The organism is Bacillus cereus group sp. BfR-BA-01430, from assembly GCF_022663115.1.
Lineage (GTDB): Bacteria > Bacillota > Bacilli > Bacillales > Bacillaceae_G > Bacillus_A > Bacillus_A cereus_BD.
On the sequence record NZ_JAKUEW010000010.1, the window covers coordinates 1 to 20376 of the forward strand.

Consider the following 20376-nt stretch of genomic DNA (forward strand, 5'->3'; position numbering starts at 1 on the left):
CGCCAGCGTTCATCCTGAGCCAGGATCAAACTCTCCAATAAAGTTTGTCTAGCATCATAAATAAAAATTGACGTTTCACGTTGTTTGTTTCGTTCAGTTTTCAAAGAACTCATCAGCCGCCGAAGCGACTCTCTTATGTTAACAGCTTCATTTTTCGATGTCAACATGTTTTTAAATTTCTTTCTGCGCTTTCTGCTGTTTCGCATCAGCGACGTTTATTAATATACCAGACTGTTTTTTAAATAGCAAGTCCTTTTATAAAAAAATATAAATATTATTTTATCCATAAACCAATACATTTTTTCTTATTCATTAAAACCATCTCTGCTAATGAAATAAAGTAAAACTTTACTTAGCGAGTTTTCCCTTCATTCCAACTGATTACAAGACTTCATCAATCAGGCCGTTACAGATTTCCTTACTTCCAACTCTCTAAATCTTACTGCTCTAAAATGACGGGATAAAAATGAATCAGTTAAATTCCCTATTTCTTATCCTTCTTTTTTCTGTAGCATTCATGCATACACAATACATACCCTTTCCCCCTCTTACAGTTCCAATCATATAACATCATTTGTCCAAATAAAACATTCTTCAATGTCACAAGCTAACCGCTTCTTCTCAAACTAAAAGATACTCTTACACGAAAGAAAAACTTTAGAATATTTTTACATTTTTTTAATGAAAAATATCCAAATTTTGTTATATGATAAGAAAGTGTCATGTTAAAACAAATGAACGAAAGACGGAGGAATTTAATTATGGATAGGTTAACAAAATTTTCGTTAAAAAATCGAGCCGCCATCATCATCATGATTTTTCTCGTTTCTGTACTCGGCATTTATTCCGGCTCAAAATTACCGATGGAGTTTCTGCCTAGCGCCGACAATCCTGCAGTCACTGTCACTACAATGTCTAAAGGATTAGATGCGGAAACAATGACAAAAGAAGTAACCGAACCACTCGAAAAACAATTTCGAAACTTAGAACATGTTGATACAATTACATCTTCTACTCATGAGGGGTTATCACGCATCGACATTGCATACACGTCTAAAGCAGACATGAAAGATGCGACGCGTGCTGTCGAAAAGATTACAAACAACGTAAATTTCCCAAAAGAAATTACAAAACCTGTCGTCAGCCAACTAAATACTTCTATGATTCCGCTTGCACAAATTACTATTCAAAAACAAAATGGTTTTACACAAGCTGACGAAAAGCAGGTTGAAAAAGAAATTATCCCGCAATTCGAAAATATCGATGGCGTTGCTAACGTCATGTATTACGGTAAATCAACATCCGAACTATCTATTATATTAGACATAAATGAAATGAAAAATAAAAATGTAACATCTCAACAAGTATTAACTGCTTTACAAGGAAAAGAAACTTCTACTCCAGTTGGTCAAGTAACTGTCAACAACGAAGACCACAGCCTTCGCGTCATTGGAAATGTAAAAAATGTAGATGACGTGAAAAACATATCACTTACACCTCAATTGAAATTACAAGATATAGCTCAAATAGAATTAAAACAACATTATGATGCTATTTCACATGTAAATGGCGAGGATGGAACCGCCCTCGTTATTATGAAAGAACCAGGTAAAAATGCCGTTGAAATCGGCAAAGAAATTGATAAAAAACTTAAAAACATTAGTAAAGAATATAAAGATACTTACACAATTAAATTACTATCCTCTACTCACGAACAAATCGAAAATGCTGTTACGAGTATGGGGAAAGAGGTCATTTTAGGAGCGATCGCTGCGACATTCATTATTTTAATCTTCTTGCGTAGCGTGCGAACAACGCTTATCGCTGTTGTTAGTATCCCGTTATCTATTTTGTTAACACTATTTTTACTCGATCAATCTCATGTTACGTTAAACATTTTAACTCTTGGAGGATTAGCAGTCGCTGTTGGACGTCTCGTCGACGATAGTATCGTTGTTATTGAGAATATTTTCCGCCGCTTACAAAAAGAGCATTTTTCAAAAGACATTATTGTAGATGCGACAAAAGAGGTTGCTATTGCAATTACTGCTTCAACATTAACTACAGTGGCTGTCTTTTTACCTATCGGCCTTGTATCAGGCGCAATCGGCAAATTGATGCTTCCTATGGTATTAGCAGTTGTATATTCTATTCTTTCGTCTCTCGTTGTTGCACTTACAGTTGTTCCACTTATGGCGTTTTTATTACTTAGAAAAACAAGACAGCGCACATCGAGACCTTCAAGAAAGTATACGGCTACTTTAAAATGGGCACTTTCACATAAATTTATTATTTTATTCTCGTCTTTCTTATTATTTGTAGCTTCCATTGCTGCTTATATCATACTGCCAAAAGCAAATATAAAATCAGAAGACGATACGATGCTCTCAATTAACATGACATTTCCAACGAGTTATGATGAGGAATCTAAAAAACAAAAAGCTTTTGACTTCGAAAAAAAATTACTTTCTAATCGCGATGTACAAGATACTTTTTTACGAATAGGGTCAAGTGCTGAAGATGCACAGTGGGGGCAAACTACTAAAAATAATCTTGCATCTATATTTATAACCTTTAAAAAAGGAACAGATATTGACCAATATATTAAACAACTAAAAAAAGAACAGACAGATTTCAAACCAGCTGAATTCGATTATACAAAAACAAGTTATTCTAATTTTGGCGGTGGAAATAACTTGCAATTCAACGTAACTGCAAACAATGAAACAAGTTTAAAGCAAGCTGCTGATATCGTTGAAACAAAATTAAAAAGTTTAAATGGACTTTCTAAAGTGAAAACAAACTTAGAAGAATCAAAGAAAGAATGGCAAATTAAAATCGATCAAAACAAAGTAGAACAAGTTGGATTAACACCAGAAATAGTTGGAGAACAAGTTTCACTCCTTATGAAAAAATCACCGATCGGACAGCTCACGATCGATGATGAAAAAACAACTATTACGTTAGAACATAAAAATGAAAAGATAAATAATAAAGAAGATATCCTTAATACAAACATCTTATCACCGATAACAGGAGCAATTCCTTTAAAAGATATTGCAACAATATCAGAAAAACAATTACAAACTGAAATTTTCCATAAAGACGGAAAAGAAACAATCCAAATTAATGCCGTTGCTGCTAACGATGATTTAAGTAAAGTAAGCGCTGAAGTAAATGCAGCAATCGCTAAATTAGATTTACCAACCGGTGCAAAAGTTGCCGTTGCTGGAGCAACTGAATCCATGCAAGAAAACTTTACAGATTTATTTCAAATCATGGGCATTGCCATCGGAGTTGTCTATTTAATTATGGTTATTACATTTGGGCAAGCACGCGCTCCATTTGCAATCCTTTTCTCTTTACCACTCGCTGCTATTGGCGGTATTTTAGGATTAATCATTTCCGGAACGCCGGTTGATCTCAATTCACTTATCGGTGCATTAATGTTAATCGGGATCGTCGTCACAAATGCTATCGTATTAATCGAACGTGTTCAACAAAATAAAGAGCATGGCATGACAACTCGTGACGCTTTACTAGAAGCAGGTTCTACAAGATTACGTCCAATTATTATGACAGCCATTACAACAATCGTCGCAATGTTACCTTTATTATTTGGCCAATCGCAAGCAGGAAGTATGGTCTCTAAAAGTTTAGCCGTTGTTGTAATTGGGGGGTTAGCTGTTTCCACTGTACTTACACTCGTTGTTGTACCTGTTATGTATGAGCTATTAGATAAATTCGGTAAAAAGCGTCGCTCACGCAGAAAATCAAATACGACTATCGATACTCCAAACGCCTAACAAAAAAACGTTATCTCACAAACTAGAGATAACGTTTTTTCTTTCGTAAACATACACATATTAAGCAGCTTTTACTTTCGATGTTTTACGAGACTTTTTCGTTCCCGTAAAATGTTTATGAAGTACAGTTGCAGTAAAACGAGCAATAATATTAAACAGTAATACCATAACAATGAGTACTGCTGCTGATTTTGTTGCAATCAGCTTCGCGTCTGGGATAATCCCTTCAGAATTTAATTTCCAAATATGAACTGCCAATGTTTCAGCTGGTCGAAATGGATTTAGCGGATGTGCAGGACTAGAAAAATCAACTGCAGAATTTAAAATTGGTGATGTTAATCCCGCTGTATAAATTAATGCCGCTGCTTCACCAAATATACGACCTGCCGCTAAAATAATCCCTGTAATAATTTGCGGTAATGACGATGGAAGAATAATTCGCACAATCGTTTGCCACTTTGTTGCACCAAGTCCAAGACTTGCTTCTTTTACATTTGCAGGGACTTCTGTAATTGCATTTTCACAAACTCGCGTTAATCCTGGTAAGTTTAGAATGGTTAAAGCAAGTGCACCACCTATTACTGTATAGCCCCAACCTGTCATTGTAACAAGCACTAATAAACCAAATAAGCCAACAACAATAGAAGGCAATGATGCCATCGTTTCAATGCATAGACGAACAAAACTTAAAAAGCGTCCTTGCTTTGCATATTCTGCAAGATAAATCCCAGCTCCCAATCCAAGTGGAATAGAGATAACAAGCGTAATAATAAGCATATAGAAAGAGTTGAATAATTGTGGACCAATCCCTCCCCCAGCCCTCGTATTACTCGGTTCTCCAAACAAGAAACCTGGATCCCAAAATCCCCAGCCCTTTTGTAAAATCTCATATACTAAGAAAACCAATAAAACTACCACAAATGCTGCAACTGTATATAAAATACCCGTCCAAATATTATTTACCTTTCTTGCATTCATCGTTATCGTTCACCTCTTTGGCCAATTGCTCGAATAACTAAAATAAATAGGAATGAAATAGCAAGCAATATCATCGCTAAGGTCCATAAAGCATTATTCCAAGCCGTTCCGTTTAACGTATTTGTCATGTCCATTGTGAGAATACCAGTCAACGTTGCCGTTGGGCTATATATTCCTTCTGGCAACTTCACCGTATTCCCAATTACCATTTGAACTGCCAGCGCTTCACCAAAAGCACGTGCTAATCCTAAAACAATCCCTGTTAAAATACCTTTCTTAGCAGCAGGAACAATGACACGGCTAATCGCTTGCCATTTTGTCGATCCTAAACCATACGAGGCTTCTAAATAATCAAATGGAACCGCACGTATTGCATCAGAAGCAATACTAGCAATAGTAGGTAAAATCATGATACTAAGTACAACAATACCTGCAATTAAACTAAAGCCAACACCACCAAAAGAATCTCTTAACAATGGAATTAAAATCGTAACCCCTAATAAACCGTATACAACGGACGGGATACCAACTAATAATTCCAAAACTGGTTTCAACACTTTGTTCCCAAACTTAGGCGATATTAAATTCATAAATATTGCAAGAGCAATCGCGATTGGTGTACTAATCATAACCGCACCAATTGAAACAAGCGTGGAACCGACAATAAAAATAACTGCACCAAAAGAACCTGGCTCAACATTCGGATTCCATTTTGTTGAAGTTAACATTTCAGAAAAGGAAATACCACTTTGTGTAAAAGATTGAATTCCCTTTCCACAAATAAATGCAATAATCGATAATGTAATAAGAACAATAAATAGACCACAAAACGTAACGAGTGTTCTTCCAATGTACTCGCTTTTCACATAATTAATCTGCTTTTTTCCCTTCATCACAAGACATAACCCCACTTCATAGTTTGAAATGAACAAGACTGGCCTCGCAGCCAGCCTCCTTGTATGTGTTACTTATCTAGCTTAGACATCGGGATGTATCCCATATCTTCAACTTGTTTTTCAAAATCTTTACCTTTTACATAATCAATGTAAGCCTTTGTTGCTTCTTTCGCTTCTCCTTTAGTCACCATGTATTCATAAGACCAGAATGGATATTTACCAGCAGAAATCTCTTCAACCTTTGGTTCTGCACCATCAATTTTTACAGTTTGTAATGCCCCTTTTTTATCGCCTACCATGTAGGACATCGCAAGGTAACTAATAGAACCTGGCGTAGAGTTAATTGCTTGTTCTACCGCACCGTTAGAATCTTGCGTTGTTCCTGTCCCGTCATTAATCTTTACATCTTTCATAATCGTTTTCTCAAATGTAGCACGTGTACCAGAAGATGCCGGACGATTGATTACATTGATTTTCTCATCTTTACCGCCTAGCTCTTTCCAGTTTGTAACCTTTCCACTAAAGATATCTTGTACTTGTTGTACAGTTAAGTTATCAACTTTCACATCTTTATTAACAACAAGTGCAAATGCGATACCTGCAACTTTATTATCAACTAATTCTTTTGCTTTTTCTGGATCTTTTATTTTATCTGCCGCCGGGACATCAGAGTTACCAATTTGTACCGCACCAGAGGCTACTTGGTTAATCCCCGTTCCACTACCGCCACCTTGAACTTGAACAGAAACTTTAGGATTCTTTTCCATAAACTTTTTACCCGCTTCTTCTGCAAGCGGTTGAAGAGCTGTAGATCCAGCTGCTGCAATCGTACCAGATATCTCTTCTTGTTTTGCATCATTGCTACCTTTAGCAGTCTCATTCGTATTTGTGCTTTCTGACTTTCCGCAACCAACTAATGCACCTGCAACAACTAATGCTGCTAATGAAAATGTAATTCCCTTTTTCATGACCATATCTTGTACCCCCATTTGAATTATCACTTTTCTTATTCATCGACTTCTTTCGAACACAAATTCATTGTAGGACAATATTATTGTGTTAGTGTTAAGCAATTTTTAATTTTAAGTAAATAGAGATAAAGGTATTAAAAACTTATATTTCTCAACTATTCCCATCAAGAAAAGCCAAAAGAATCCACAAAAAATTACATTCATTGTAAATTTAACTTTAATAATGTAAATATGAAGTAAATAAAACTCTCCTTTTAACCAACTTTATTAAAATTAAATTTACAAACTATTCTTGTCTGAACATATTTGTTTGAACTATGCATATATCCAACATAAATTCTAGTCATATTTTTTATCACAAAAAATAAATTGGAACAATTCTAAAAATTTTTGAATATTTTTAAAGTATTAATTGACAGCATTACCGAATGTAGTCTAGTATATTAATAACAAAAAGTTTACCTTAAGAAACTTTTTAAACTATAACTAAAAATATAGAGAAGAGGGAACTTTTATGGTGTCGGCTAATACCAAACCCCTTTCTTCATTTAGAACAGGGGAGTTTGTACAAATCGAGAGAATACAATTAGAAGGAACTATGAAGAGACGTTTATTAGATTTAGGATTTATTCCCGGGGCTACCATTAAAGTATTGCAAAAAAGTCCACTCGGAGATCCCGTTGCATATCAAGTGAGCAACACAACAATTGCATTGCGTAGCGAAGAAAGCTCCCTTATTTTTGGAATATTAATAGGAGATGATTCAAAATGAACAACCATCGCATTGCGTTAGCAGGAAACCCGAATACTGGGAAAAGTACATTATTCAACACATTAACAGGATTAAAACAACATACCGGAAACTGGACGGGAAAAACTGTATTAAAGGCAGAAGGAGAATATGAGCATAACGGAAAGGTATATACGGTAATCGATTTACCTGGAACATATTCACTTTATTCAAACTCTGCAGATGAGGAAGTAGCACGAGATTATATTATTTTTGAAAAACCAGAGGTAACTGTAGTTGTTGTAGATGCAACTGCAATGGAAAGAAATTTAAATTTAGCATTACAAGTGATGGAAATGACAAACGATGTAATCGTCTGCATTAACTTAATAGATGAAGCAGAAAAAAAAGGAATCGTCATTGATGAACAGAAATTAGCAAAGTCACTTGGCGTTCCTGTAGTCAAAATCTCAGCTCGCAACCGTACTGGAATTGGACATTTACTAAATGTAATTTCTAAAGTGGCTAGTAAAAAAACAATCCCTACACCAGTTCAAATTACTTATAATGAGCATATTGAAAAGATGATTCAAGAATTAGAGCCGCAAATTTACAAAGTATTCGGTGATACATACCCAGCTCGTTGGGTTGCACTGCGAATACTAGATGGGGATAAAAATTTCTTAACTACACTTCAAAAACATCATAAAGAACCGCTTGTAAGGGAGGTCGTAATCAATGGAATCTCACTCAGCCAGTAAGGCTCTTCCATTAGATTATATTATTCAGCATGCACAAACGCTTACTAAAGAAGATATACGCGATGACATTGTTGGTGATATTTATCGTACATCAAAAAGTATTTGTAAAGATGCAGTACAATACACAAATACCGATAGATTGTATCGTTCAGAAAAACTAGATAAGATTTTCACTTCTCCAATCTGGGGATTTCCAATTATGCTTGGTATTTTATCTATTATTTTTTACCTTACCATTGCAGGAGCGAATGTACCGTCAGATATGATTGCTGAATTTTTCGGTTGGGCAGAGGGACATTTAACTGCTTTGTTCCAAGCAATGCATGCACCTGAATGGTTACATGGTATTTTAATACTTGGCTTATTCCGGGGTACAGGGGCTGTTATTAGCGTTATGTTACCACCTATGGCTATCTTCTTCCCAATGTTTGCTTTATTAGAAAACTATGGGTACTTACCTCGTGTAGCATTTAACATGGATCGTTTATTTAAACGTACTGGTGCACACGGAAAGCAATCTTTAACGATGGCAATGGGCTTCGGTTGTAATGCTGCCGCTATTATGTCAACACGCATTATCGAATCACCACGTGAGCGTATGTTAGCAATTTTAACAAACAACTTCGTTCCATGTAATGGACGATGGCCTACTTTAATTTTAATGGCATCATTATTTATGGCTGCCGGTTATACAAGTAGCATGCAAACACTTGTTACAGCAGGCGTTGTAGTCGGCATGGTAGTCATCGGAATTATCGTTACTTTAACAGTTTCTTGGGCTCTATCAAAAACTGCATTAAAAGGTGTTCCAACTCATTATACATTGGAATTACCACCGTATCGTAAACCAAAAATTTGGAATACAATTGTACGTGCAACACTTGATAAATCAATTTATGTTTTAAAACGTGCCGTAGTTGTAGCTGCACCTGCCGCTATCTTAACTTGGGTTTTAGCAAATATTTATATCGGCGACACAAGCCTACTTATGTATTTCGTTAATTTCTTAGACCCATTCGCTAAATTGCTCGGGCTTGATGGATTTATTCTCGCTGCATTTATTCTCGGCTTACCAGCTAATGAGATTGTTATTCCAATTTTATTAATGTCTTATTTATCAACTGGTGCCTTAACAGAAATAGAAGATTTTAATCAAATTAAAAACTTATTCTTAGAGCACGGCTGGACTTGGTTAACTGCGTTAAACACAATGTTGTTTTCTCTTCTGCATTTCCCATGTGGAACAACATTGGTTAACATATATAAAGAAACAAAAAGTCCAAAATGGACATTCTTATCGTTTGCAATCCCTACCGTAATCGCCATTGTTGTTACATTCCTCTCTACGCAATTGGTACATTGGCTAGGGCTTGTATAAAACCTTCCATCAGTAGTGAGACTTCTCTTCTCTACTGATGGTTCATTTTCACGCCTTATACTTCTATATAAATGATTATAATCCCTTACTTCCGTTGCTAGATTTTAAATTTTACGATCCCAAAAACAAAAGGAAATCTAATCTACTGGTTTCCTATTTTCCTCTTCATTTACATCTTCCCATGGTTGCACAGTGTATTTTTTTATTTTCTTATTTAAAAAATACACTGTGTATGGAATAATAGCCATCAAAATCATACTAATAATTGCTAAAGTAGAAAGCATTTTCATATTACTGACCACCTTTTGGTACTAATGAACCGGAATGCTCTACTACCGGATGAACACGAACTGCTATATCAGTCTTCATAAAGTAGTTCTCCCCATAATCCCAATTCTTCTCTACTTTTTTCCACTTTTTATAATTATGCCGTTTATAATAATCCCCTAATCCAAGTACATCCGTTTTATACTCTTTTTGTACTTTTTTTATTGTTCTCCCCACTATACGTTCCATCTCTTTTGTAATGTATGAATTTATTCGCTTCTCACTCCATGCTTTTGCATCCTCTCCTAAATATACTTCTCCAAGCACACCTTTAGGATACATATCAATTATAAACTTTGGATGACGAGGATCTGTAAAGGAAGCACGGATTTTCCGTCTTATTTTATGAATTTCATACGTAAATACCTTTTCTTTTTTTCGAATGGTTAAAAATCCACCCACTTTCTTTCCTATTATATAATTTAATCCTTGTGTATCTTTTCCACTTAAAAGACCGACCAGTTTATTATTCTCCCCCTTAAAAATAGCAGCTCCTTCCATCTTTACACCTTGCTTTGTTAACTCTAAAACTGGAAGTACAAAGCTTCTTTTAGAAGTTAACATTTCTTGAACCTCTCCGATACGAACTGCCTCTAACATAAATGAATTCACATCTGCATGATCCGCTAGTAAATCAATATATTTTGCCGGAAAATTTTCTGGTTTCGCATTTTGTTCAAAAATTTTTCCAGCTTGATTTTTCGAAACAAAAATTTTAATATTCCGCCTCATTTCATGGGCACGAAAAAAGATATCTAATGTTTGTTCTAAAAAGTTTTGTCGCTTTAATAAATCTTTAGAAAAAATAACAACTTTAATATGAGGAAAAAACAAAGAACGACTTATTTTCTTGGATGCTTCCCGAATTTGTGTAAAAAGACTATCCGCAGTTACATTGATATTCATATACTGAGCCCCATCTGCACCTTGTTTCCCCTGTTGTGCTAACGCACTTGGTAAAACTAATTGATACGTTCCTTTCATACGAGGTGGTTTCTTCTCTTCACTTTCTTCTTTCACAACATCAAATGCTGCCCCTACAACAAATCCTCTCTCTTCAATTTCTTTTCGCTCTGAGCACCCACTCATACAGATCACTAACATAACGCAACACATGTATTTATGAAGACGGCTCACTCTTTCCGCCCCCCTTTATTTTATAAATGCTAAAAACAAGTATAGGAACAATGATAATACATGCCATATCAATCCAAGCTAAATATGTACTATATTGCGTTAACTTCGTCACATTTTCAGGAAGCATATTCAAAAGATATATAATCGGCGCACTTATAAAAATAAATGTTTTCTTTTTAATAGCAGGAAACATCGAACAAAACCCTATTACTGCGATATCATAATACATGGCTGTTGTATTAAAAATGGTAATAATCCACGTCGTAAAAAAAATGGCATCGAATCGTTCTAAAAATCCCCCACCAATTTCAATCTCCTTTCCTAACTCAATGACAGGATACGCAAGACTTTTCGTGGTAGAATAGGAAAACACCATAATACAAGTAAGATAAATAAGAATATATAATAAATTGGTAATCATCACTCCTTTTGCAGCAGCAAGAGGCGCTTTATCTTTTTGTTTCACAATTGAAGAATAAAATAAGACAATTTCAAATCCAATGAATGTAAAGATCGATTCCTTCATACCAACAATATATTGGTTCCATTTTGTTTGAAAAAGCGGCAATACATTATCCGGCTCCATTAAATTAATATTTAATAACGACAGAGAAAATATAGCGCATACAACGATTGGTAAAAATAGCATATTTAAACGAAGTAACGCTACTCTAGAACCACTTACTCCATAAACAACAACAAGTAAGTAAAAAAATGATAAAAGTTCAATCGGTGTTTTACTAAATAAATACGTTTGTGAAATAACGGAAATGGCTCTTGCTTGATATGCAGTAATACTAGCAAATGTTAGCACCATAACACTTGTAACAAGGTAAGCTATCGGCTTTGATAAGTATATGCTAGTATATTGAAAAAACGTTTGTTCCGTAAATGTATTTGCTATTTTCGCAATACACCAGGCAAAAAATGCACAAATCACTCCGCCAATAAGTAATATAATCCAACCATCTGAAAACAGTGTCTGCTCTGCAATTACGCGGGGCATCGAAAGTGCCCCTGTCCCTATAATGACCGAAGATACAGCAAATGTTAGTTCTCGAGATCCGATCTCCTCATCTCCGTACTCGAACGGTTTCAATTTATTTTCTCTCCTTTGAGCGTATTTGATCTTTTGTTTGCAAATAGTCTGGTCTCGTCTGTAACATCGCTTTTGGTAATCTTGCTACTTCTGCTTTCCAATCTTTATAAAAAGTAGGTGCTAATGGTGTAGAATACGGAATTCCAACACTTTTTAAATTCGTAATATGAATTGCTAATGCAATTAACGCTAAAATAATCCCGTATAGTCCAAATATAGTCGCAGCTAAAATAAACGCAAATAACAAAAAGCGAAATGTAATTGTGATACTGTAAACAGGCAATGAAAAAGTAGCAATCGCCGTAATCGCGGTTACAATAACCATAAAGGGATTTACAATTCCAGCGTTTACTGCCGCTTCTCCAATAACAAGTCCTCCTACAATTCCAACAGTTTGTCCAATTTGTTTAGGCAACCGAAGCCCAGCTTCTCTAATTAATTCCATTGTTAATGTCATAATAATCGTTTCAATATAAGCGGGAAACGGGACACCTTCCCTTGCTCCAGCAATTGAATACGCCAAATTAGATGGAATGAGACCTTGATGATAAGAAACAAGCGCAATATATACTGCTGGAAATAATACAGCCATAAGTCCAGCTAGCATTCGCAATCCTCTTAATAAAGTTGCCATAATCCAGCGTTCATAATAATCTTCAGGTGATTGAAAAATATCCACAATAACCATAGGTGCAAGAATTGCAAACGGTGAACCATCTACTAAAATAATTGCTTTTCCTTTTGCTAAAGCAGCAATCGCCCGATCTGGTCTCTCTGTATTTAAAAATTGCGGAAAAGGAGACAAGGTGTTCTCTTCTAGTAATTGTTCGATTTTTCCAGAATCTAAAATCATATCTGTTTTAATGGACTGTAAACGCCGATTCAACTCTTTTACAATATAAGGATTGATAATATCTTCAATATAAATTAATGTAACTTCTTTTTGAGAACGTTGCCCCATAATATAAGATTGAAATCGAAGCTTCGGATCACGCAACTCGCGTCTAATTAACATTTTATTAGTAGCAATATCTTCAACAAACCCTACTTTAGGACCTCGAATAACATCCTCTGTAATCGGCGGTTCTAAACCTCGCTTTTCCCATGCTCGACAATTAATGACTAACGCATGCGGAATTCCATCAATTAAAACAACCGTATCCCCCACCAAAACAGAATTCACAAGATCCGGAAATGTTTTAACTGTATTTATTTCACCTATAGAAATAAATCGATCGACTAAAGTTTGCATGATTGGACCTTTAGGCGGAATCTCTTCATGTTGTAATGGATGAATCACAAATCGATAAATTAAATCTTTATCCGTAATCCCACAAAGAAACACCACAGCGCACCGAGTAGATGAACCAGAAAGCGCAAACTCTCGTACCGTTAAATCATTAGGTGACTGCAGTGTTTCTCGAATAGAATTTGTAATTGCTGATAAGCTTGCTTCTAAATTCATCATCTTTCCTCCTAAGCGTTACAGTTATATTTCTCCGTATAGGGTAAATATATACAATAAAAAAATGCTATCTCCCTAAGGAAAGATAACATTTTTTTATCCCGCTATTTTAGAGGTGTAATAGCCCGATTGGTGGCGGCTCATAATTTGTAGAAAATGATTTAAGTTTCACTTTATCGATCTAACATAGTAGAAGTATGCTGTACTTCAATTTTTCTAGTCATGATACTCACTGCTAACATAACAATGATGTTGATTCCTAATGCAACAATCCCTACATTTAAATCTTTCATATATTGCGGAAAAATTGGAAATATAGTAGAGAGAGTCGATCCAGATAATGTAATATAAGCCACCATGAATAATCCAACTATCATTCCAGAGATAGCACCTTGTTTTGTTACAAATTGACGCGGAAATAAACTGCATACAAGCGCCGGAAAAAGTTGCGTCACAATGCTGTATCCCATTAAAAGCAGAGCTCCAATTGTTTCTCCTCCTTTGAAGGTAAAGAAAACAGATACAATCGTCACAATAGGCACAAATAGCTTGGCTACTCGTGCCACTTGCTGATCTGATACGGATGGCGCGAGCACTTGATAAATATTTTTTGCTAACAAAGTAGATGCAGCCATAAGAAGCATAGATCCCGGAACTAATGCAGTTAGTACTCCAGCACTTCCAATGATCCCAATAAACCACGGATCAAATGTTTGAATAGCAAGGCGGAATAAAGACAAGTCTGCATCTGCCCCCTGTAATCTAGGTACTTGTAAGATAGCCGCAAATCCTGCAAAAAATACAAAGAGTAATACGAAAGAGTATAATGGCATAATAGTGGCGTTTTTTCGAAATACCTTTTCACTCTTTGCTGAAAAAGCGGCAGCAAATGTATGGGGCCACATATAAAACCCTAGCGCTGTTAATATAATAGTAGAAACAAACCATGAGACACTCATTCCTTGTTCAGGTAAAGATAAAAATCCTGGTTTTGCAGCTTCTACCGCTTCAAACATCGGCTGAAACCCTCCGTAATAATGATAGGGTAAATAAATACCTAAAACCATAACGATAAATAGGATCATCATATCTTTTAATGCAGCTGTCCAAGCGGAACCATGTATACCAGAAATCATCACATATATTGTAATTGTTATTCCGCCAATCCAAACAGCAAGAACTGGTGATACTTTTCCATAAGAAGCTTCAGAAACAATAATCCCCAACCCTTTTAACTGCAGTACAAGATATGGAATAATTGAAATGACACCGATGATCGATACAATAATCCCTAACGCTTTACTATTATATTTTTTGGTAAAGAAATCTGGTTGCGAAATCAATCTATGCTCTTTGGCATACTTCCAAACTGGAGGTAAGAGAAAGTAAGATAAAATATATGCTAATGCACTGTATCCTAAAATATAAAATGTAGGTGCACCTTTGCTATATGCCCATCCACTTCCTCCCAGAAAAGTAAACGTCGTATATATTTCTCCTGCCATAAGAAGAAAGACAAAGACTGTTCCAAATCCCCTTCCCCCAACCGACCATTGTTCCAAATTCATGTCTTTTCCACTTCTTGCACGAACTCCTAAAAATAATGCCAAACATAGAAATACAACAATGATAATAAGTGCTATCATTTCATCTCCTCCTTGTTAGCAGGATCTAGCCAATATACAATCCACATACAAAAGGAGGTAATGAACACAGATAATAAAATCCAAAATAATAAAAATGGCATACCTAGTACATATGGAGTAACTGAATTTGTAAATATCGGTCCAATAATTAAACAAAGAACTGGAATCATTGCCAGCATACGAATTTTCTTCATTTTATTCTCCTTTGCGCATCAAATTCAAAACAGTTCTAACAAAAACCTCAACTCCAATTGGTAATGCATCCTCATCAATTGTAAAGCGCGGATGATGATGTGGATATACAATTCCTTTTTCTTTATTCCCTGCACCAATAAAGAAAAACGTACCTGGGGCCTTTTGCAGAAAAGCTGAAAAATCTTCACCTGCCATCGTCGGCTTCAAACGTACAACTCGCTCTCTTCCATAAAGCTGTAGCGCTGCTTCTTCAACATACGCTGTTACTTTCTCATCATTCACAACAGGGCGATATCCATATTCATATGAGAATGTATAATTTGCCTTATACATTTCTGTCACATGCTTAACAATTCTTTCAATCTTTTGGGCTGTCTCTTCTCGTAGCTCATGTCTTAAACTTCTAACAGTTCCCTCAATCTCTGCTTGCTTCGGAAGAACATTGTGTGTTGTACCCGCATGAAATTGCGTAACAGATATAACGAGAGAATCTAACGGGTCTGTAAGACGTGATACAATCTGTTGAATTTGTGCTACAACTTGTGTACCAATCGCAATGCTATCAACTGTTTCATGCGGAATTCCAGCATGCCCTCCTTTTCCTTCAATTGAAATTTTAAATACATCAGGGGCTGCCATCGCAGGACCATAAGTGATACCAACTTTCCCAACTTCTAGCGATGCCCACAAATGTGCACCAATAATATAATCAACGCTTTCCATTACACCAGCTGCTACCATCTCCTCAGCGCCACCTGGGAAATTTTCTTCAGCATGTTGGAATAAAAAACGAATTTCCCCTCGAATTTGTTCACGTTTTTCAACAAGGGTATATACTGTACCAAGTAAGATAGCGATATGACCATCATGCCCACAAGCATGCATAACGCCAGGGTTCTTGGAGATAAATTCAAATTCATTTTCTTCTTGAATAGGCAGAGCATCCATATCAGCACGAATCGCAATCGTTTTGCCAGGTTTCTTCCCAATTAACTTTGCCATGACGCTATACTTTGTCGGTCTAGATACTTCTAAATGTGGATTTTTTTGAAGCAATTCAAATACAAATTGTGATGTTTTCTCTTCTTGGAAAGACAATTCCGGATATTTATGAAAATATCTTCTCCATTCAATCAATTGATTTTTTAATAGAAGCTGTTCATTTACAATATCCATTTCACTCTCCCTTTCTTCACCAAGTTAAATGTTATTATAGCTCCAATCGCAAGTTAAATAAATAATATTCAGAATAATTAACTAATTGTTCACATTCTCAACTCTATCCACATCTTGCTATCCAAAAATAGCAAGATAAAAATAAGCAGTCATCTTTTTTAGATGACTGCTTATTTTTATAAAATAGTAATTGCTTGTTTCCCCATTTGTTCCCATGCTTTTTCAAATTGAGCGCGCGGCACTCCTTTACGCGGATTGTTTGCAAGCGGATCATTTACATATACAAAATGTTGGTCATATCCAACAACTACTACACTATGTTCATAATACGTGATCTTTATTTTTCCTGCACTTGTATTCCATGTTTCAAAAAGTCCATCATCTAACGGTTGAAATCTTGTATTCGCAATGACCCATACAGGTGAACCTGAACTAATTGCCTTATATACATCTCCTATATCTCTTCCAGTTAAATTAATTACTTTTTCAGGAACATATTTTTCTGCGAGTTTAAAAATCGGTTGGTGATATACACCATATCCCGGCTCAGATTTTGTATAAATATTTCCTACAAAGCCTTCATACGGGTTACCATGCAAACCGTTTTCTTCAAACGGGACGCGATAAATTTCACTCGCAAGCTTCATTTTATCCACTTCAACTCCTTTATATTGAAGTAGCATTGCTAAACTTGTTACTTCACACCCTCTTGGTAATTCAGGAAGTTGCTGTATAAATGGAACATTTTCAATTATAGCGTTTTCTTTCATTTCAGTTAAATAATTCAATCGTAATTCTTGAGCTTTTTGCACAATCTTATCTTTTCCAAATAGACCTACAACAACCACGATTATACCTAATATGAATAAATATTTCAGTTTTTTCATTATCAATCAAGCCCCATTACCACATTAATTATTTTCACATCACTCTCACCATTGTACCTTTCTTCTTACTAGTTTACTAGAAAGAAAATGTAAATCATTATTCGATTTTATCTTTCAAAAATTCTAATTCTTTGCAATAAAAAGAAAAAATAAATATACATTTTCAGAATATTTTGTTAGAATTAGAAATGCTCCTGCGGTAAATAGTGATTTTATATCCGCATAGGACAGAAGGTAATTAGTCATTGTTTCTCATCCCCCATCAATGATTAATCTAGCAATTAAATCCTAATAGGTAAACAAAACAAACAATGCAAATACGGGGTGAAAAAGTATGAATCAAACAACTACAAACCAAAGCGGTTTAAAGCGGACAATGAAGAGCAGACATTTATTTATGATTGCTCTAGGTGGTGTTATTGGTACTGGACTATTTATGGGGTCTGGACAAATTGTGCACAATGCTGGACCTGGTGGAGCAATTCTTGCCTTCTTAGTTGGGGGCTTCGTTATGTATTTAACAATGCTCTGTCTTGGTGAACTATCTGTTGCGATGCCAGAAGCCGGTTCCTTTCAAAGTTATGCTAGCAAATTTATTTCACCAGGATTTGGATTTGTTGTCGGTTGGATGTATTGGCTAAACTGGGCTGTCACAGTTGGTGTAGAACTTACAACTGTTAGTATTTTAATGAAACGGTGGTTTCCGGACGTTTCTTCATGGATTTGGTGCATTACATTTGCTGCATTACTATTTATTGTAAACGCTTTATCAGCGAAGGCATATGCAGAAGCAGAATTTTGGTTTGCTAGCGTCAAAGTTGCTACAATCGTCATCTTCATTGTACTTGGAGGTGCTGTGATATTTGGATTTCTAGATTTCAATGGGAAGCCCGCACCAATGCTACATAATTTTACTGAAAACGGCGGTTTGTTCCCCAATGGTGTCTTAGCTGTTTTATTTACAATGATTACTGTTAACTTCTCATTCCAAGGAACAGAGTTAATCGGTATCGCTTCTGGTGAAAGTGAACAACCTGAAAAAACAATTCCAAAAGCGATAAAAAACACCATTTGGCGTACTTTATTTTTCTTTGTATTGGCCATTGCTGTTGTAGTAGGCTTACTTCCATGGCAAGAAGCTAATCTCGTTGAAAGTCCATTCGTACTTGTTTTTGACACAGTCGGAATTCCATATGCAGCTGACATAATGAATTTTGTTATTATCACTGCTGTCTTATCTGTAGCAAATTCAGGACTATATGCAAATTCACGTATGCTCTGGGCAATGGCACAGCAAGGTATGGCAAACCCAGTATTTACAAAATTAACGAAAAAAGGGGTACCTCTTAATGCTTTAATTTTCAGTCTTATTTTTGCAAGTCTTTCTTTATTAACGAGCGTATTTGCCGCAGATACAGTCTTCTTAGTTCTCACATCAATTGCCGCAATGGCAGCGGTCGTCGTTTGGATGTCAATTGCCGCTTCACAATTTTTCTTTCGAAGAGAATTTCTAAAGAACGGTGGAAATATAAACGATTTAAAATACCGTACACCTCTTTATCCACTCGTTCCAATTGTTGCTTTCTCGTTAAATTTTATTACATTTATTAGCTTAGCTTTTATACCAGATCAACGCATTGCTCTTTACTGCGGAATCCCGTTTATGATCATTTGTTACATTTTATATCAAATAAAATATAAAAAATTTGTCACATTTCATCAGCAACCAAATATTACACAGGAAATAAACTAAATATATAAAACATTCAACTATCTTTCTTTATGATAAGATAGTTTTTTTCTATTTACTGGATATCTTGGTATAACTTTATTTATCTTAAAATTTCTACAATCACCTTTTTGTTAAAAAAATAGTTTACAATGTTATCAAGTTACAAATGATATTCACCTTAAAAAGTGTGTATTTGTGTCTATTTTTTAACAATATGATGAAAACTATTGCCTTCTATAAATTAATAGGTTTATATTGTTTTATTGGCATAGTTTCAATCCAAGGAGAAAGGAGATTTTCAATCGTGCAACTAAAGAAAGCGTTTTGGAAGTTGGCTTCACTTCTTCCGCTATCATTACTCTTGTTCCTCGGTGGCTGCGATAAGAAACTCGCAGTATTAAACCCGCAAGGACCTGTTGCAAAAGCACAGTATGATTTAATTGTTTGGTCATTCGTGCTTATGTTGTTAATTATTGCAATTGTATTCATCTTGTTTACAGTCATCTTGATTCGTTATCGTGAAAAACCAGAAAATATGGACTATGAGCCACCTGATCAACACGGTAACACAATGTTAGAAATTATTTGGACGCTTTTCCCAGTTATTATCGTTATTGCTTTAGCAATTCCAACGGTAAAAGCTACTTATGCATCGGAAAAAGCACCAGAGCAATCTAAACATATGAAACCAGTTGAAATTTATGTTACATCAGCAAACTGGAAATGGTTATTCAGTTATCCAGAGGAAAAAATTGAAACCGTTAACTACTTAAACATTCCAGCTGGTGTACCAATTCAATTCAAATTAACATCCGTTGGTCCAATGAACGCCTTCTGGATTCCAGAACTTGGTGGTATGAAATACACAATGGATGGCATGATTATGGATTTATATTTACAAGCAGATAAACCAGGTTCTTACACTGGTCGTAGTGCAAACTTCTCAGGTGAAGGATTCACTCACATGGAGTTTGAACTTGAATCAAAAACAAAAGAAAAGTATGACAAATGGGTTAAAGAAGTACAACAAACTGCTCCTAAATTAACAGAAGAAAAATATAACGAAATTGTTAAACCTGGTGTAGTAGGTCGTATGACTTTCTCTAGTCATCACTTAGACTATGTAGATCCAAAATCACTTGAGTATTGTGATTACAACTACTACAAAAATAAAAAGTAATAGCTACTATTC

Annotated in this window: 17 protein-coding genes; 6 read left to right on the top strand and 11 right to left on the bottom strand. The window is 35.5% G+C overall.

Annotated features, from left to right (window positions below; translation table 11 throughout):
• Positions 1 to 761 precede the first annotated feature (761 nt).
• Positions 762 to 3806, top strand: a complete 3045-nt coding sequence (locus MR058_RS16055; RefSeq protein WP_242144967.1) for an efflux RND transporter permease subunit — start codon at positions 762 to 764, stop codon at positions 3804 to 3806.
• A 60-nt stretch (positions 3807 to 3866) separates the two neighbouring features.
• On the opposite strand, the gene pstA is transcribed toward MR058_RS16055, so the two are convergent.
• From pstA to MR058_RS16070, 3 genes are all read right to left on the bottom strand, one after another.
• A complete protein-coding gene (gene pstA, locus MR058_RS16060; protein WP_011983709.1) occupies positions 3867 to 4784 on the bottom strand; it encodes a phosphate ABC transporter permease PstA in 918 nt (305 codons plus the stop codon).
• Positions 4785 to 4786: 2 nt separating this feature from the next.
• Positions 4787 to 5677 (bottom strand): phosphate ABC transporter permease subunit PstC, encoded by an 891-nt coding sequence (gene pstC / locus MR058_RS16065; RefSeq protein ID WP_011983708.1) that lies wholly within the window; start codon positions 5675 to 5677, stop codon positions 4787 to 4789.
• 71 nt (positions 5678 to 5748) lie between these two features.
• Complete coding sequence (locus MR058_RS16070; RefSeq protein ID WP_041809450.1) at positions 5749 to 6654, bottom strand: phosphate ABC transporter substrate-binding protein PstS family protein; 906 nt, start codon at positions 6652 to 6654, stop codon at positions 5749 to 5751.
• 511 nt (positions 6655 to 7165) lie between these two features.
• Here MR058_RS16070 and MR058_RS16075 point away from each other — a divergent pair.
• The 3 genes from MR058_RS16075 to MR058_RS16085 are packed head-to-tail and all read left to right on the top strand — an operon-like array spanning position 7166 to position 9520.
• Positions 7166 to 7423, top strand: coding sequence for a FeoA family protein (locus tag MR058_RS16075; RefSeq protein ID WP_011983706.1), 258 nt, complete (start codon positions 7166 to 7168; stop codon positions 7421 to 7423).
• Entirely contained in the window at positions 7420 to 8142 is a 723-nt protein-coding gene (locus MR058_RS16080) for a FeoB small GTPase domain-containing protein (RefSeq protein WP_011983705.1), read from the top strand. The genes MR058_RS16075 and MR058_RS16080 overlap by 4 nt, the downstream gene beginning before the upstream one ends.
• The gene (locus MR058_RS16085; protein ID WP_048723216.1) at positions 8120 to 9520 is read left to right on the top strand and encodes a nucleoside recognition domain-containing protein; all 1401 of its coding nucleotides are present in this window, start codon (positions 8120 to 8122) and stop codon (positions 9518 to 9520) included. Before MR058_RS16080 ends, MR058_RS16085 begins: the two co-directional genes overlap by 23 nt.
• Before the next feature lie 137 nt (positions 9521 to 9657).
• Here MR058_RS16085 and MR058_RS16090 read toward each other — a convergent pair whose 3' ends face one another.
• From MR058_RS16090 to MR058_RS16125, 8 genes are all read right to left on the bottom strand, one after another.
• A complete protein-coding gene (locus MR058_RS16090; RefSeq protein ID WP_095206561.1) occupies positions 9658 to 9810 on the bottom strand; it encodes a hypothetical protein in 153 nt (50 codons plus the stop codon).
• A gap of 1 nt (position 9811) precedes the next feature.
• Complete coding sequence (locus tag MR058_RS16095; protein ID WP_373367232.1) at positions 9812 to 10984, bottom strand: Ger(x)C family spore germination protein; 1173 nt, start codon at positions 10982 to 10984, stop codon at positions 9812 to 9814.
• Complete coding sequence (locus MR058_RS16100; protein WP_048723218.1) at positions 10968 to 12083, bottom strand: GerAB/ArcD/ProY family transporter; 1116 nt, start codon at positions 12081 to 12083, stop codon at positions 10968 to 10970. Before MR058_RS16100 ends, MR058_RS16095 begins: the two co-directional genes overlap by 17 nt.
• Before the next feature lies 1 nt (position 12084).
• Complete coding sequence (locus MR058_RS16105; RefSeq protein ID WP_011983701.1) at positions 12085 to 13551, bottom strand: spore germination protein; 1467 nt, start codon at positions 13549 to 13551, stop codon at positions 12085 to 12087.
• 170 nt (positions 13552 to 13721) lie between these two features.
• A complete protein-coding gene (locus tag MR058_RS16110) occupies positions 13722 to 15194 on the bottom strand; it encodes a sodium:solute symporter family protein (protein WP_011983700.1) in 1473 nt (490 codons plus the stop codon).
• On the bottom strand, positions 15191 to 15388 hold the full coding sequence (locus tag MR058_RS16115) for a DUF3311 domain-containing protein (RefSeq protein WP_011983699.1): 198 nt from the start codon (positions 15386 to 15388) through the stop codon (positions 15191 to 15193). Before MR058_RS16115 ends, MR058_RS16110 begins: the two co-directional genes overlap by 4 nt.
• A gap of 1 nt (position 15389) precedes the next feature.
• Positions 15390 to 16565 (bottom strand): M20 family metallopeptidase, encoded by a 1176-nt coding sequence (locus MR058_RS16120; protein WP_011983698.1) that lies wholly within the window; start codon positions 16563 to 16565, stop codon positions 15390 to 15392.
• Positions 16566 to 16741: 176 nt separating this feature from the next.
• Positions 16742 to 17452, bottom strand: coding sequence for a C39 family peptidase (locus MR058_RS16125; protein ID WP_011983697.1), 711 nt, complete (start codon positions 17450 to 17452; stop codon positions 16742 to 16744).
• A 334-nt stretch (positions 17453 to 17786) separates the two neighbouring features.
• Between MR058_RS16125 and MR058_RS16130 the strand changes: the two genes are divergently transcribed.
• Complete coding sequence (locus MR058_RS16130; protein WP_011983696.1) at positions 17787 to 19205, top strand: amino acid permease; 1419 nt, start codon at positions 17787 to 17789, stop codon at positions 19203 to 19205.
• Positions 19206 to 19488: 283 nt separating this feature from the next.
• Complete coding sequence (gene qoxA, locus MR058_RS16135; RefSeq protein WP_011983695.1) at positions 19489 to 20364, top strand: cytochrome aa3 quinol oxidase subunit II; 876 nt, start codon at positions 19489 to 19491, stop codon at positions 20362 to 20364.
• Positions 20365 to 20376 lie beyond the last annotated feature (12 nt).